The sequence below is a fragment of the Nocardiopsis sp. N85 genome (assembly GCF_028882275.1).
Lineage (GTDB): Bacteria > Actinomycetota > Actinomycetes > Streptosporangiales > Streptosporangiaceae > Nocardiopsis > Nocardiopsis lambiniae.
The window spans coordinates 275,197-290,966 of the sequence record NZ_JARBUT010000006.1 but is presented as its reverse complement, the minus strand read 5'-3'; the positions used below and the strand labels follow the sequence as shown (position 1 = coordinate 290,966).

The window sequence follows — 15,770 nt, the reverse complement described above, 5'->3', positions numbered from 1 at the left end:
CGTGATCGATCCGTGGGTGCTACTTGAGGTCGTCGAGGGAGACGCCCATGCGGCGCATCATCTCCTCGGGGGTGAGGTCGCCGTTCATGGCCGCCTTGGTGTCGATGCCCTCGGGGACGAAGTTCTCGTAGACCTGCGCGACGCGTTCGGCCATCTGGCGCTGGGCCCGGTCGACGACCTCCACGATCGCCGCCGACAGCTCGGCCGGTGCCATGCTGCGGTAGCCCTCGGTGTGGAACTTCAGCTCAGTCAGTCGACCCGTCCCGTCCACCGTCGCCCCCACCAGCCTGTTCTTGGCCACGACCTCTTCGGTTGCCGATTCCAGGCTTGCGCTTGCGTCCGCGAGTTCCCGCATCGTCGTGTGAAGACGTGCCAGTTCCGCTTCCATCTGCTCCCGCATCGACGAACTCATGACGAGATGCTCCCTTCTTCGGTTGACCGGGCGCGGGTCGACCGAGCACGGTCTTCTGCTGGTTCTTGTCGGTGCCCCAGACCTTCTCGTCCTCGGAGAGCCAGGTGGTCCGGTTGCGGTCGCGGTTCTCGCCCGCGCCGCCACCGCCCATGCCGCCCGGCGGCATCATCGGGGGCATCATGGGCGCGCCCGGCATGCCCGCCTGGCCGGCGCCGCCGACCCCCCCGGCACCGCCGAGGCCGGACGTGCCGGGACCGTCACCGGCGACCTGGGTCTGGCCGCCGCCCGCCTGTGTGGGGGCGGCGAACATCGAGCTGCGGTCGGCCGGGTCCGGGGCACCGTTCGGGCCGTCCGAGGAGCTGGTGTCCCCGCCGAAACCGCCGTAGTTGAGCCCATCGGGGCCACCGCTCTCGAAGCGCGGCGGGTAGGTGAAGTCCTCGGGGGTGTCGAAGCCCGTCCTGATGACCTCGCCGGTCTCCGGGTCGACCGGAAGGCGGATACCCGTTCTCGGGTCGAGTTCCGCGGGCTCTCCGGTGACCGGGTTGAGCGGCACGTCGTCGTTGCCCCACCCGGGGAAGTTGGTGTCCAGCCCCGGATCGAAGGCGGGCGGCGTGAAGGAGTCCGGCGGCAGGGGCAGCCCGGTGTTGGGGTCGATGGGTGTGACCCGTCCGGTGTCGGGGTCGTAGTTGATGGGCAGGCCGGTGTCGGGGTCGAAGGGCAGGCCGGTGTCGGGGTCCAGGGGGAAGGGGCGTCCGGTGTCGGGGTCCAGGGGCAGCCCCGTCTCCGGGTCCATGTCCAGGCGGGTTCCGCCGTCGGGCGAGACCGGTTCTCCGGTGATCGGGTCGATGGGCAGGACCCGTCCGGTCTCCGGGTCGTAGTTGATCGGCAGACCGGGGTCGGGCGAGACCGGTTCCCCGGTGATCGGGTCGATGGGTGTGACCCGTCCGGTGTCGGGGTCGTAGTTGATGGGCAGGCCGGTGTCGGGGTCGAAGGGCAGGCCGGTGTCGGGGTCCAGGGGGAAGGGGCGTCCGGTGTCGGGGTCCAGGGGCAGCCCCGTCTCCGGGTCCGTCTCCAGGCGGGTTCCGCCGTCGGGCGAGACCGGCTCTCCGGTGATCGGGTCGATGGGTGTGACCCGTCCGGTGTCGGGGTCGTAGTTGATGGGCAGGCCGGTGTCGGGGTCGAAGGGCAGGCCGGTCCCGGGGTCCACGGGGAAGGGCCTGCCCGTGTCCGGGTTCAGGGGCTGTCCCGTGGCCGGGTCGATGTCCAGCCCGGTGGGCGGCGGGAGCGGCGCGCCGTCCTGGCGGCGGCCGCCGCCGGTGCCGCCGGTGCCGCCGGGTCCGTTGAGGCCCAGAGGCGGGGGCGGCATGAAACCGCCGGGGATCCCGCCCGGGGGCGGGGCGACGCCGTCGCCCGTGCCGGGGAAGTCGGTGTTCATTCCCGGAGGGGGCGCGAGGGAGCCGTCGCCCGTGCCGGGGAAGTTGGTGTCCAGGCCGGGGGGTGGGCCGGACATCATGGGGGGCGGCGTGACGCCGTCGCCCGTGCCGGGGAAGTCGGTGTTCATTCCCGGAGGGGGCGCGAGGGAGCCGTCGCCCGTGCCGGGGAAGTTGGTGTCCAGGCCGGGGGGCGGACCGGACATCACGGGGGGAGGCGGGGCGACCCCGTCGCCCCCGGGGCCGTTGAGTCCCAGGCCGTCGCCGTTCCAGGAGTTGACGTTGTTCCCGTCACCCGGACCCGGGCCGGGATCGCCCTCGCCGAAGTTGAGGTCGGGCCCGCCGTCGCCGTCACCGATGTTCCAGCCGTCGTCCGGGCCGCCCTGGTAGCCGCCCGGCCCGTCGCCGGGTCCCTCGTAGTTCAGGCCGGGGCCGTCCCCGTACCCGGGCGGTGGGTCATTGAGCCAGTCCGGGATATCGGGGCCGTCGCCCCCGGGGCCGTCCCCGTCACCCCAGTCGATCTTGATCTCCTGGGGACCGTCTTCGCCGTCGCCGAAGAGGTCGTCGTACGGATTGTCGATGTCGTTGATGTCGGGGACCATGCTGAGCGGAATGCCGCCCTTGGGCGCCTCGATGATGTTCAGCTCGGTGTGCGCCCGCTTGTACAGCTCGTCCATCTTCGTGTACAGCTCTTCGGCCGCATCGATGACACCTTCGTACTTCTTCTTCCAGCGCTGTTTGAGCTGGTCGTTGACGAACGCGTCGGTGGGGTCGTCGCCGATGATCCCGTAGCGCTCCCCGGTCCTCTCGTCCACGTGGAGCCGTACCTGGAACTGGCTCCGGCTTTCGTTCCACTGCTCGCTGCCGGTGGTCACCCCGAAATACCACTCGTCCAGGATGGAGCGCATGTCACTCGTGGGGTTTTCGAGCGTCTGCCGCACCTTCTCCCGGAGGTTGTCACCCTTCACCTTGATCGGAGCGAGGATGTCCTCCAGGGCGTCGTGGTTGTTGTCGACCTGGCGCTTGAGGTCCCGCAGACGCAGGGCGAAGTCGTAGAGCCGTGCCGCGTAGGCCGAGGCGGCGGATCCCGTCATCGGCCCCTCGGGGACGTCGAGCTCCTTGTAGGCGCTGTTCATCGCCTCCCGGTGGTTCTCCAGGACCGTGCCCAGGGCGGCGAGGTTGGTGATGAGCTCCGACAGAGGCTTGCCGTGGAAGGTGGTCGATCCCAGCCCGGTCATGGAGTTGGGGATGACGTGCACGACCTGATTGAGGGCGTTGCGGAACGTATGGTCGGCCGAGCCGGGGTCCTTCCACAGTTCTTCCATCATCGTGTAGCCGGCGTAGTCCCAGTCGTTGGGGATCTGGTAGGTGTAGGCCCCGGCGGCCATGTACTGGTGTCCCGGCTTGCGCATGCGCCACCAGCGGTTCATCTCGTGACCGCCGTAGTCGAACTCGAAGCCGACGAACGGTTTGGTGTCCTTGGCGAAGTGGTAACGGCCGTGGTCCACCCAGTTCACATTCGGACCGATGATGGTGTTGACATCCGGAACGGGTGGGTAGTTTCCGCTGTCGTCCACATCGGCCACGATGTTGATCATGTTGTGCAGAGCGGGGAAATTCGACGGTTCCGGCACGTTGTCTCCAGAGGGCTCGCGAGCTGGCGTTGTGAACGGTCACCGTCGTCAGGCGGGGGGGCCCGGCGTCGTGTCGCCACCGGTGCCGGCCGACGGGCTACCGATCAGGTAGATCACCTGGCTCGCGTTGAGCACCTGGCCATCCTCCAGTTCCTCGAACTCGTGGATGTTGATCTGTAGCCGGTCGCTGATGTCGTCGAGTTCCTTGCGCATGGTCTTGATGATGCTGAAGAGGCTCGACATGGACTTGTCGACGTTGCCCGCGAGGCGGCCCGCACTCGGCAACAGGGCGGGGTTGCCCAGGAGGGTGACCCCGCCGGAACCCCCGTCCCCACCGGTGTCGTAGTCCGAGTAATCGCTGAGCTCGTTCCCGAGGTCGGTGTTCAGTTCGCCGACGTAGGTCTCCTGGAAGGTCTTCAGGAGGGGCACGTCGATCTTCGTGCCCTCGCCCTCCTTGGAGCCGGGCCCGTCGTCGCCGCTCCCGGACCCGTCGCCGTCGCCGTCCTCCTCGTCTTCGTCCTCCTCGTCCTCCTCGTCTTCGTCCTCTTCGTCCTCCTCGTCTTCGTCCTCTTCGTCCTCCTCCTCTTCGTCCTCTTCGTCCTCCTCCTCGTTTTCCTCCTCTTCCTCGTCTTCTTGGTCCTCGTCCTCTTCGTCGTCCTGGCCGTTCCCGTTCCCGTTCCCGTCGTTTACGCCGGGGCCGTCGACGAGGACGGGTGTGTCGTTGGTGCCGCCGGGGCTGTCGGGGGAGGGGCCGTAGAGGCCGTCGCCGTCACCGAGTGCGCGGGTCCTGCCCTGCGACTCCTCGTCGTCGCCGTCCTGCTCCTGGTCGGGGTCGATGATGTCGCCGGGGACGAGGATCCCGGCCTGCAATTCCTCGTCGCCATCGCCGTTGCCGTTGCCGTCGTTTACGCCGGGGCCGTCGACGAGGACGGGTGTGTCGTTGGTGCCGCCGGGGCTGTCGGGGGAGGGGTCGAAGAGGCCGTCGCCGTCCTGCTCCTGGTCGGGGTCGATGATGTCGCCGGGGACGCGGATCCCGGCCTGCAATTCCTCGTCGCGGTCGCCGTCGTTGTTGTCGCCGTCGTCGTTGTCGCCGTCGCGGTTGTCGTTGTCGCCGTTGCCGTTGCCGTCGTTTACGCCGGGGCCGTCGACGAGGACGGGTGTGTCGTTGGTGTCGCCGGGGGTGTCGGGGGAGGGGTCGTAGAGGCCGTCGCCGTCCTGCTCCTGATCCTCGTCGCGCCCGCCGAGTCCCGGGGCCACGGGGGTCCCGCCGCCCGACGTGCCGCCGGAGTCACCGGAGTGGTGGCCGGGCCGATCGGTGCCCTCCTGGTCGGGCGCCCCGTCCTTCTCGTCCTCGTCCTCGTCCTTGCCGGGTTTGCCGGGTTTGCCGTCGTGGTCCTCGCCGGTGTGCCCGTCCCCGTGGCCGTCCTCTTCGTCCTCGTCCCGGCCCTCGCCCGGGGAACGCCCCTCCTCGTCCTCCTCGGCGGAGTCCTCGTCCTCCCCGTCCTCTTCGACCGGCGGCTCGATGTTCACCAGGCCGGTCTCGGGGTCGACCGAGACGGAGCCGTCACCGGGGTCGATGGAGATCTCGCCGGTCTCACCGTCCATGACGATGCGCAGGTCACCGATCTCCACGGTGACGTCGGCGAACTCGCCCTTGATCGGGTTCACCTCAAGGGTGCCCGTCGTCGGGTCGATCACCATGGTCATGCCGCCGGCATCGACGGTGATCGGTGGCGCGTCCGGGCCGAGGGGGACGTTCTCGTCCGAGGGCTCGATCCGGATCCGGCCGTTCTCGGGCCCGACCGTGATCCGCAGGTCCTCGGCGAGGATGACGGTCTCACCGGTCTCGGGGTCGACGGTGACCACCGGGCCGGTGGCGTCGCCCGCGTCGGCGGACTCCTCGTCCGGGGCACTGATGGGCACCGCGTCGATCGGAGCGGACACCGGCACGGCCTCCGTGGCCGGGATCCCCTCCATCACCGGGGTGAACTCGGCGGGCACCGACTCCGCCAGGGGCGTCCCCTCGGTGGACGAGAAGCCCTCGCCGAGGTCCGACGCATCGGGCTCGCGGACGGACACCACGTGCACCGGGGTCTCCAGCGGCTCGGTCACCTCCCCCTCGGGGACCGTCTCGGCGTCGGCGGGCACGCCCTCGGACATGGGGACGCCCTTGGACGCCATCACCGGCTGGAGGACTTCGCCCTCCACGGCCCGGCCCGCCGGCAGGGGGGAGCCCTCCGCGAAGGCGCCCATGACGATCTCGCCGTCGCGCTGCCCCACCTGGGAGGGCGACTCGGGGTCGAGGACCACCCGCTGGTCGGTGGTGTCGACCTCCATGGAGCCGGAGCCGTTGCTCATCGTCAACAGGCCGGTCGCCAGGTTCAGACTGAGCGGCGCGCCCGTGCCGGACCCGGATCCGGAGGAGGACTCGTGGGCGTTCACCGTGGTGAAGAGCCGTGCCTGCTCCTCGTCCTCCTCGACGGGGGTATCCGGCTGGCCGGAGAGGGCGGCGCGAAAGTCGTACAGCGATTCGGACACGTTCTCTGTCTCCTTGCCGCCCGTACGGCGGGCGTCATCCGAACGTAGGGGGAGGTGGGTCGGACCCGAGTACGGACGGGTCCGACCCCGGAACGGTCGGGCGGTACGGCCGGGCCGCCGTACCGCCCGACCGCGATGGTGCCGGGGAACGCGGGGGGCGGAGCCGCGCCCGGACGCCCCGGCGGGGTGTCGGGGGCGTCGGCCCCGGCGCGGTCAGAGCAGGGCCGCCCAGTTCATCGCCTCGCGACGGTCCGTGCCGGAGTAGTTGTTGCGGATGTCGTTCAGGGCGTTCTGCGCCTTGCCCAGGAGGGTGCGCATGTCGGCGACGTTGAGGCGCCAGGCCTTGACCTTGGCCTCGTAGTTCTCCTTCGTCTCACCTTCGAGGTCGGCGAGGAGCTTCTGCATCTTGGCGTCGAGCATCTCGATCTGCTTGGCCACCGCCTCGGTCTGCTGGCCCAGACGCATCGTCGCGTCGTCGACATGGCCGTAGCTGACGTCGAAACCGTTCATGGGTGCCGCCTTCGTGTGGAGGGTGTTCCGTGGTCTGCGGACGCGGCGTCCGTGCTCGGGGCGAGGGGCGGGCCGCCGTCCGGTGTGTCGGGTCGGGGGGCCGGGCGGGCCCGGGGTCAGCCCGACTGGTTCGGGTTGAGGTCGTCCATCCACCGCGAACCGGTCATGATGGCCTGGTCCTCGGCGACGTTCATGGCCTGCACGGTGCCGCCGAAGGTGCCGATCATCTGGTTCATGTCGTTGGTGATGAGCCGGAGCTCCTCCAGCCAGCCGACGAGCGCCTCGCTGTAGCGGTTGGAGGCCGCACCCTGCCAGGAGCCCCGCAGCCCGTCACGCGTGTCGTCCACGTTCGTGTAGATGTTGTTGCAGTTGGTGTAGGCCTCCTGCATCGCCTCCTGGGCGAGCCGGTTGGCCTCATCGGTACTACGTGTTCTCTGCGACATGTGCATCTCCTCTGGTGGTGGTCGCTAGGGGCAGGAGGTGCCCCCGGCTCGGGGAGAGGACGCCAACGGGAGAGAGGCGGCCTCCTGGTTCAGCTGCGGCCCGGTGGGCAGCACGCGCAGCAGGGACGTGGGCAGGGGGACGGCTTCCTCGGCCGCGTATCCCAGGGCCTGCAACGAGGCGTCGTCGGCGACCGGGTACTTGGCGGCCGCGTCCGTCACCACGTAGTGGGTGGGGGCCGCCTCCGAGCCCGCCGCCGCGCGCGCCCGGACCAGGCCGCCCTCCCCGGCGGGGATGCCGACCAGGTCCGGGGTGGGGCAGCCGGCCTCGACGAACGGCCGTTCCTGCACCGGCCACGCCCGGATCGATGACGGGGCGTCCATGGTCAGGAGCATCGTCCCGTCGGTCTCCCAGCGCAGGCACGGCACCCCCGGGCCGACCTCGACCGGTACGGGCGGGGCCGCGGGCAGGCCCTCGGACTCGGGGGCCGTCTCCTCGCCGGCGAGGTCGGCGTGCACCTCCGAGGCAGACAGGGGCACGGCCTCGGGTGAGGCCCCGTCGTAGGCGGGGCCGGAGATCTCGGTGTCGGCGAGCAGCAGGAGCGCGCGGGTCAGGGTGAGGGGGACCAGACCGTCGCGGGTCAGCAGGTAGTGCTGGTCCTCCTGGCCCGGGGTGGAGACGGAGAAGACCTGGCCCACCCGGCGCTCGGAGCCGGCCAGGGCCGGCCCCGCCTCCCCCGCGCCCGGGACCGTCGGGGCCACCAGGTCCGGTCCCTCGGGGACCGCGTTGAGGAAGGCCGACGAGACGGGCAGGACCGGGCTGGTGCCGTAGCCGAGCCCCTGGACGCCGCCGGAGTCCTCCTCCAGACGCAGCCGGGTCCCCTGCCACAGGACGTAGGTGGTCTCGTCCGGCCCGGAGACCAGGACCGCGTGTCGCGCGCCGGGGACCCGCGGCTCGGGGGCCTCGCCGACGGTCAGCGCCGTCCGGCCCCGGACGGGTTCGCGCCCCGCGGCGGGCTCGATGGCGCACAGTCGCCACACGCCCTCGCCCTCGGGCAGGGTGTCGGGGGCTCCGGCGATGCCCACCGGCCCGCCGACGGTCTCGCCCTCCAGGGAGCGCTGGGAGACCAGGCTGGAGGTGGCGCCCTCGCCCAGGATCAGCCGCGCGGAGGCGAGGTTGTCCACCGGCCGCAGCACGCCGCCCGAGTACAGGTAGGTGGCGCCGCCGTCGCGGTCGATGACGATCCTCCCCTCCTGGCGCCAGGAGTTCGCGCCGCCGGGGAAGATCAGGCCGAAGACCAGGAACCCCACGCACAGCAGGACGCCGATGGCGAGGCCGATGTAGCCGCCGTTCCGCGTCCGGCGCATCGGGGCGTCCACGGCGTCGGGGTCGGCCTCCAGCATCGCGGTGCCCAGGCGGCCCACCGTGAAGTTGTGGGCCATGACCCGGTCGCGGCGTGACTGCATGTCAGCCCCCGATCCCGCGGAGGAGGCCGAACACCCCGAACTGGGCCAGGACCAGGGGGATCAGGGCGACACACAGGAGCGACTGGATGATCTCGGCGGCCCGGCCCCAGTGGGGCAGCGCCCGGCGGCCCGGCAGGCTCCAGGACACGACCGCGAGGATCGTCGTGGTGGTGAACAGGCCCAGGACCGCGAGCAGTCGCCCCAGCGGCTCGGAGCCCCACCCCAGGGCCAGGGCCAGGGTGCCGAGGCCGATCCAGGCCGGCGCGACCATGAGGACGCGCTGCCAGGCGCTGCCGAGCCCGCGGGACTGGAGCAGCATCACCAGGGCCAGGATCACCACGAGCGTCCTGGGTATCCAGCCCTCGGTCAGCGCGAGCACGACCGCGCACACCGTGAGCACCGCGCCGGTCGCGGCGTACAGGGCCGTCTGGAAGCGGTCGGCCAGCCCGGCGCGGTCCAGGACCCGCTTGGCCGGCAGCGGGTCGATCTCCTCTTGGAGCTGTTTGGGGTTGGACGGCAGGGCGGGCAGCTTCAGGCCCGAGAGCCGGAAGGCGAGCTGGGGCGCGTAGGTGCCGACGAACAGGGCCACCATCGCCACCAGGGCCGCGGCGTCGGGGATGGACGTGCCCGGCAGGAACATCAGGGAGAGTCCGCCGATGACGCCCATCGCCTGGACCACGAACAGGCCGGTGAAGAACGGGACCGAGCCCGCCACGGCGGCCACCCCGAGCACGCTGGCGCCCGCGGCGGTCACCGAGGCCGTCAGCAGGACGGCTCCCGAGAACAGCGTTCCGGGGTCTCCGGCGGGCACCAGGGCGCCGGCCAGTCCCATGGCGAGGGTGGCGGCGCCGGCCAGGCCGGTGGCGGCGGTCAGATCGGTCATGGCCCGCGAAGCGGCCCAGGCCGACAGCAGCATGAGGGCGGCGGACACGCCCGCGCCCAGCGCCGTGAACAGGCCGCGTCCTCCGCCGGCCAGGACGGCCAGCCCGACGAACAGCACGGCCAGGCCCATGATCTGGAGCAGGATCCGCGTGTGCTCGGGCTGCCACCGGTCCGACCGTTCCGACATGCCCGTGGCCACACCGTCGACGATGTCGTCGAAGTGCACCGGGGGCAGCTGCTCGCGGCGCGGGCGCAGGTAGAGGGTCTCACCGTGGCACAGGCCGAGGGACGACAGGGTCTCGTCCTCGTCCAAGGGCTCGTCGCCGAGTTGCTGGAGGACCCAGCCGTCATGTTCCAGGCCGCTCTCGTCCAAGTCCTCGCCATCGTCACCCTCGGCGTACAGCACGAGGGTGGGGATGATTTCGGACAAGGGGACCTCGACCGGTGCCGCTATCTCGAAGGCCCGCTCGGGGGCGCGGATCATGAGGCGGCAGAGGTCGGCGGCGGAGGACTCGTTCATCCGGGGCCGATCGACAGGGGGCTACACAACGGCACAGACACTAACACTCAGATATCGGTTTTTGGTATTACGTTGGTTCAAGTACCCGAATTTGTGACCTTGTTTGACATCGGTAGCTTTTGCCGTGGCCTGTCCCTCACCCGGCCGTGGTTTGCTCGTTCCCGACACCTTCATCCCCCCGCGTCACGGACCGCGTGGTTCCGACCAAGGAGGTCCCATCCCCGTGAGCACCATCCGCGTGCGGCGCCCGCCGCGGCGTCCCGGACCCGACCTCCCCTCGGGGGAGATCTCCCTCCAGGAGCCTCCGGAGCTGGCCGAACAGCAGTCCAGCATGTCCTCGGTCTTCATGTACATGCCGATGGCCTTCACTTCACTGGCCATGCTCATGATGTTCATCCGACCCGGGAGCATGGGCAACAGCGTCATGCCGTTCATCGCCGGCGGCATGATGCTCGTCGGGGCCGTCGCCATGCTCGGCGGGCAGTACCTGCGGACCGTCCTCGAACGGCGACGCAAGCTCAACGACGACCGCCGGGACTACCTGCGCTACCTGCGGCAGATGCGCACCCGCCTGCGTGAGGTCGTGACCGAGCAGCGGGACGCCATGCTCTGGCGCGCCCCCCACCCGGACGCCCTGTGGTCCATCGTGCGCACCTCGCGTCTGTGGGAGCGCCGCGCCGACGACGAGGACTTCGGAGAGGTGCGCGTCGCCGTCGGCGAGCAGGCCCTGTCCATGAAGATCTCGCCCGTCTCGTCCAAGCCGGTGGAGGACCTCGAACCCCTCAGCGCGCACGCCCTGCGCCGTTTCATCCGTGCCTACGGAACGGTCGAGGACCAGCCCGTCCAGGTCTACCTGCGCGGTTACGCCAGGGTGACCCTGCGCGGCGACCTCGACGCCTCCCGGGCGCTGACCCGGGCGCTCCTCGGCCAGCTCGCCGTCTTCCACTCCCACGACGAACTGCGCGTCGCGGTGTGCGCCTCGGCGGCCTCCATGCGGCACTGGTCGTGGTTGAAGTGGCTTCCGCACACCCAGCACCCCACCGTCCGAGACGGTGCGGGACAGGCCCGCATGCTCTGCACCGACGCCATCGAACTGGAGCAGCTCCTGGGCGAGGAGGTCGCCGACCGGCCCCGGTTCGACCCCTCCGCCACCCCGGGGCGCGAGGAGCCCTTCCTCGTCATCGTGGTCGACGGCGGCAATGTCCCGCCCGGCTCCCGACTCCTGGGCGGCGGCTACCGCAACGCCGTCGTCATCGACGTGGCCGACCCCATGCCGCCCGAGGACGACCCCTACACCCTGGCCCTGCGGGTGGAGCCCGATGTCCTGGTCATGCTGGGCAGGGACCACTCCGGCCGCGACACCGAGGAGGAGCTCGGGCGTCCGGACGCGCTCACCCCCGCCCGCGCGGCCGCCCTGGCCCGCCTGATCGCGCCCTACCGCGCGAGCGGTATCGCCGCGGAGGTGACCGAACCGCTCACCACCGACTTCGAGCTGACCACCCTGCTGGGCATTCGCGACCTGCACCACCACGACCCCGAGCGCATGTGGGGGGAGCTGCACCCCAAGAACCGGTTGCGCGTGCCCATCGGCATGACCTCCGACGGCGCCCCCCTCGAACTCGACCTCAAGGAGTCCGCGCTGGGCGGGATGGGCCCGCACGGCATGCTCATCGGCGCCACCGGGTCGGGCAAGAGCGAGCTGCTCCGCACCCTGGTGCTGGGGTTGGCCCTGACCCACACCCCCGACACCCTCAACTTCGTCCTGGTGGACTTCAAGGGCGGCGCGACCTTCATCGGCCTCGACGAGCTCCAGCACACCTCCGCGCTCATCACCAACCTCGCCGACGAGGCGATCCTGGTCGAGCGCATGCAGGACGCCCTGCACGGCGAGCTGGTGCGCCGCCAGGAGCACCTGCGCGCCGCCGGCAGCTACAGCTCCGTCCACGAGTACGAGAAGGCCCGCGAGACCGACCCCACGATGGAGCCGCTGCCCACGCTCTTCGTCGTGGTCGACGAGTTCAGCGAGCTGCTGGCGGCCCACCGGGACTTCATGGACCTCTTCGTCATGATCGGCCGCCTCGGGCGCAGCCTCGGGGTCCACCTCCTTCTGGCCTCCCAGCGCCTGGACGAGGGTCGGATGCACCAGTTGGAGAGCCACCTGTCCTACCGGATCGCCCTGCGGACCTTCTCCGCGATCGAGAGCCGGGGCGTCCTCGGCGTCCCCGACGCCCACCAACTTCCCTCGTCGCCCGGTAACGGCTACCTGAAGTGGGACACCGACACCCTCACCCGCTTCAAGGCCGCCTACGTCTCGGGCCCCTATCGTGTGCGCCGACGGGCGGCGCGCAGCACCGGTACGGTCGACGCGTCCACCGTTCTGTTCACCGACGCCCCCGTGCCGCGACCCAAGGTCGAGGATGAACCGGTCGTGGAGGAACAGCGGCCGGAGGAGAGCGAGGCGCTGCTCGGGGTGGCGCTGGACCGGCTGTCGGGCCACGGCCCCGCGGCGCGCGAGGTGTGGCTCCCCCCGCTGGACGTCCCCCTTCTGCTCGACGAGCTGTACCGGATGATCGGTGTCCGCATCCCCGAGGGCGGGGTCCTGTGGGACGATCACGGCGTGCTCAAGATCGCCGTCGGCATCGTCGACCGGCCCTTCGAGCACGTGCGCAAACCGCTCCTGGCGGACCTGTCCGGTGCGGGCGGGCACGTCGGCATCGCCGGAGGCCCGCAGAGCGGCAAGAGCACGCTGCTGGCCACGATCATCCTCGGACTGGCGCTGCGCAACACCCCGGCCCAGGTGCAGTTCTACGGCATCGACTGCGGCGGTGGCCTCCTCCAGGCCCTCAAGGGCCTGCCCCACATGGGCAGCGTGGCGGCGCGCACCGACGAGCGCCGCATCGTGCGCACCGTCCTGGAGATGCACGAGATCCTCACGCACCGGGAGACCTTCTTCGCCGAGCACGGCATCGACTCCATGACCACCTACCGGGCCCGCCGCGCGGAGGGGGAGTTCGCCGAGGAGTCCTACGGGGACGTCTTCCTGGTCATCGACGGCTGGGCCACGATCCGCCAGGACAACATGGACCTGGTCGCCTCCATCGCGCAGCTCGTCCAGCGCGGACTCAACTACGGCCTGCACGTCATGGTCGCCTCACCCCGCTGGTCCGACTTCAACACCAGCGTCCGCGACCTCATGGGCACCCGGTTCGAGCTGCGGCTGGGGGACCCGGTCGACTCCATGGTCCACATGCGCGCCGCCCAGACCGTGCCGCGCGTCCCTGGCCGCGGTATCACCGACGACAAGCACCACTTCCTCACCGGCCTGCCCCGGGCCGACGGTGAACCCCGGCCGATGACGGTGTCCGCCGGCATGGGCGAGATCATCACCCGCGTCAGGGACCTCTGGGACGGTCCGGTCGCGCCGCCCGTGCGGACGCTGCCCGCCATGCTGCCCGCCGCCGAGATGCCGCCCTCGGACCTGGCCGGGACCAGCGGTGTCCTCCGTGTGCCACTGGGGCTGGAGAGCCGTCGGATGCAGCCGTTCTGGCATGACTTCGGCGCCACCCCCCACCTGCTGGTGGTCGGCGACACCGAGTCGGGCAAGACCAACCTCGTCCGCCACATCACCAACGCCATCCGCAGCCACTACGGCCCCGCCGAGGCCAGGGTGGTGTTGGGCGACCAGCGGCGCCAGCTCTACAACGCCGTTCCCAAGGAGATGCAGCTCGGGTACGCCGTCTCGGGCGACAACGTCCGGGAGATGATGCAGGCCGCGGCCCAGGCGATGCAGGCCCGCATGCCCGGCCCCGACATCACCCCCGACCGCATCCGTCTCCGCGACTGGTGGAACGGGCCCGAGCTGTTCATCATCGTGGACGACTTCGAGCTGGTCTCCGGCAGTGGCGCGAGCCCCATGGCCCCCCTGGCCCCGATGCTCGCCCAAGGCGCGGAGATCGGCATGCACGTCATCCTCGTGCACGCCGCCGGCGGGTTCGGCCGGGCGACCGGAGACCCGTTCATCAGGTCGCTCATCGACCTGAACACACCGAGCATCATGCTGTCCTCGCCGCCGTCGGAGGGCATGCTCTTCGGCAGTGTCCGGGCGCGCCGGATGCCTCCGGGCCGTGCCCTGTGGATCTCGCGGCGCGAGCCGGTGGAGGTCCAGCTGGCCCATGTCGAGGAGGAGCAGGACTGACCGCGGACGGCGCACGGCCGTCCGACACCGCGTCCGCCCCGGGCCCGAACGCCGCGCGCGTCCGGGTCCGGGTTCCGGTCGTTGGTGCGCACGGGGTTCCTGTGACCGGAACCACCGTGATCGCACGGGTGGTGTGGCCCTGGCCGCGTCGTGCCCCGCCGCGTTCCGCGTCGTGTTCGCGGGCACGCGGAGGGGCGCCGCCGGGGCGGGGGAACGGGACCGGGAGGGCCTCGCCGCGCAGGAGCGGTGGGGTGGGGCGCGCCGGTCAGCGCCACCGGGATTCGGGGTCGCGTTCCGGAGGCGGACCGATCGGCACGGGCTCGCCCGGCGCGGCGGGGCGCCACCCGCGGGCCTTGCCGTTGCGCACCACCGCGGCGCCGAGCACGCACATCACCACCAACAGGGTGAAGGCCCCCACGGTGACCGCGGTGGGCACGGCCTCCAGGGAACCGCGCGGGGAGGGATCGGGTGTGAACCGTTCCCCGGCCACCGTCACCGACTCGCCCGAGGGGCCCGTGACCAGTGCGCCCATGAGGTCGACCCGCCCGCCCCCGTTCACCGGGTCCTCCGCCCCGCCGGGTGAGGGGTAGGCCGTGGCGATGAGGTGGGCACGCAGTTCCTCCGCCGTCAGTTCGGGGACGCGGGCGGCCGTCAGCGCCGCCGCACCGGCGGCGAAGGCCGCCGCCACCCCTGATCCGGAGCCGATGACGTGTCCGCCCCCGGGGCCGGGGCCGACGGTGAGGTCCCCCGGTGCCAGGAGATCGACGCGCGTCAGGTCGCCGTCGGCCCGGAGCAGCGGGGCGCCGACGACGGGCACGCCCTCGGGGTCGTGGGCGGCCACGCTCAGCGCGGAGGGGTGCTGCCCCGGGTAGCCCGCCATCGGGCCCCGGGCGGTGTTGACGGTCGCCGGCGCCACCACCAGGACTCCCGCCTCCGTCGCCGCGGCCACGGCGGAGTCCAGCGCGCCGCTGTTCTCCCATGAGGCGGTCCCGACCAGGATCACGTCGGAGCCGGCCTCCACGGCCGTGGAGATCCCGGACGCGATCTGGCCCGGCGGTGTCACCCCGGTGTTCGGATCACCGGTCGGAACGAATCGCAGGGAGACGTCCGGCGCGACGCCCAGGGTGCCGCTGTCCGGTACCTCTCGTCCGCCCACGACGCCCGCCAGGAAGGTCCCGTGACCGAGACAGTCGGCGGAGCCCCCTCCGGTGACCGCCCCGTCGAGCGCGGGACCCGAGGAGTCGAGTTCGGGGGCCAGCACGGCCACCTCCACCCCGGTACCGGTGCTCAGGCTGTGGGCCCGGTCCATGCCGAGGAAGGAACGGGTCCAGGGCTCGCGCTCCACCACCTCGGTGCCCGGGGGCGCGCAGGGCTGCTGCGCGTTCTTGAACTCGAAGACCTGGTTCAAGGCCGGAGGGGCCTCGTCGGAGGTGTCCGCGGCAGCCGCGGACGGCGTGACCGCGGGGCCCAGCGCGAGCACCAGCGCGGCGGTGAGGCCGGCGGCCCGGCGGCCGCGGGCACCCGGAACCGGAGTCTGACTCAACGGGTTCTCCTGTAGGAAGGAAGGGGGCTGGGGACGTCCTCACAGGTCGTCGCCGGTGAGGGTGTGCCACCGCGCGCTGGGCGCGGTCCCCGCCCACCGGGGGCGCGAACCCAGAGTAGTACCTCCGTCATCGCCCCGTTCACCCCGATACGCGGTGGTGGATCCCCTTCCGATTCCGTACACGCCACCGGTTCTTCGC

9 protein-coding genes are annotated in these 15,770 nt (G+C 71.4%); 1 reads left to right on the top strand and 8 read right to left on the bottom strand.

Going from position 1 to position 15,770, the window contains the following annotated elements; all coding sequences use genetic code 11:
- Nucleotides 1–19 precede the first annotated feature (19 nt).
- The 7 genes from PWG71_RS11355 to eccD all read right to left on the bottom strand — a co-directional run bounded on the left by PWG71_RS11355 (nt 20) and on the right by eccD (nt 9,833).
- Complete coding sequence (locus PWG71_RS11355; protein ID WP_274809639.1) at nt 20–301, bottom strand: YbaB/EbfC family nucleoid-associated protein; 282 nt, start codon at nt 299–301, stop codon at nt 20–22.
- Complete coding sequence (locus tag PWG71_RS11350) at nt 246–3,476, bottom strand: hypothetical protein (protein ID WP_274809638.1); 3,231 nt, start codon at nt 3,474–3,476, stop codon at nt 246–248. Before PWG71_RS11350 ends, PWG71_RS11355 begins: the two co-directional genes overlap by 56 nt.
- 48 nt (nt 3,477–3,524) lie before the next feature.
- Nucleotides 3,525–6,014, bottom strand: coding sequence for a hypothetical protein (locus tag PWG71_RS11345; protein WP_274809637.1), 2,490 nt, complete (start codon nt 6,012–6,014; stop codon nt 3,525–3,527).
- Between the two features lie 213 nt (nt 6,015–6,227).
- Nucleotides 6,228–6,524 carry a WXG100 family type VII secretion target gene (locus tag PWG71_RS11340; RefSeq protein ID WP_274809636.1) on the bottom strand — a complete coding sequence of 99 codons (297 nt, stop codon included), beginning with the start codon at nt 6,522–6,524 and terminating at the stop codon, nt 6,228–6,230.
- A 116-nt stretch (nt 6,525–6,640) separates the two neighbouring features.
- Nucleotides 6,641–6,967 carry a hypothetical protein gene (locus PWG71_RS11335; protein ID WP_274809635.1) on the bottom strand — a complete coding sequence of 109 codons (327 nt, stop codon included), beginning with the start codon at nt 6,965–6,967 and terminating at the stop codon, nt 6,641–6,643.
- Between the two features lie 24 nt (nt 6,968–6,991).
- Nucleotides 6,992–8,431 (bottom strand): type VII secretion protein EccB, encoded by a 1,440-nt coding sequence (eccB, locus tag PWG71_RS11330; RefSeq protein WP_274809634.1) that lies wholly within the window; start codon nt 8,429–8,431, stop codon nt 6,992–6,994.
- Nucleotide 8,432: 1 nt separating this feature from the next.
- Nucleotides 8,433–9,833 carry a type VII secretion integral membrane protein EccD gene (gene eccD, locus PWG71_RS11325; RefSeq protein WP_274809633.1) on the bottom strand — a complete coding sequence of 467 codons (1,401 nt, stop codon included), beginning with the start codon at nt 9,831–9,833 and terminating at the stop codon, nt 8,433–8,435.
- Nucleotides 9,834–10,056: 223 nt separating this feature from the next.
- Between eccD and eccCa the strand changes: the two genes are divergently transcribed.
- Nucleotides 10,057–14,028 (top strand): type VII secretion protein EccCa, encoded by a 3,972-nt coding sequence (gene eccCa / locus PWG71_RS11320; protein WP_274809632.1) that lies wholly within the window; start codon nt 10,057–10,059, stop codon nt 14,026–14,028.
- 265 nt (nt 14,029–14,293) lie between these two features.
- Here the strand turns inward: eccCa and PWG71_RS11315 are convergent, their stop codons facing one another.
- Entirely contained in the window at nt 14,294–15,571 is a 1,278-nt protein-coding gene (locus tag PWG71_RS11315) for a S8 family serine peptidase (protein WP_274809631.1), read from the bottom strand.
- Between the last annotated feature and the right edge of the window lie 199 nt (nt 15,572–15,770).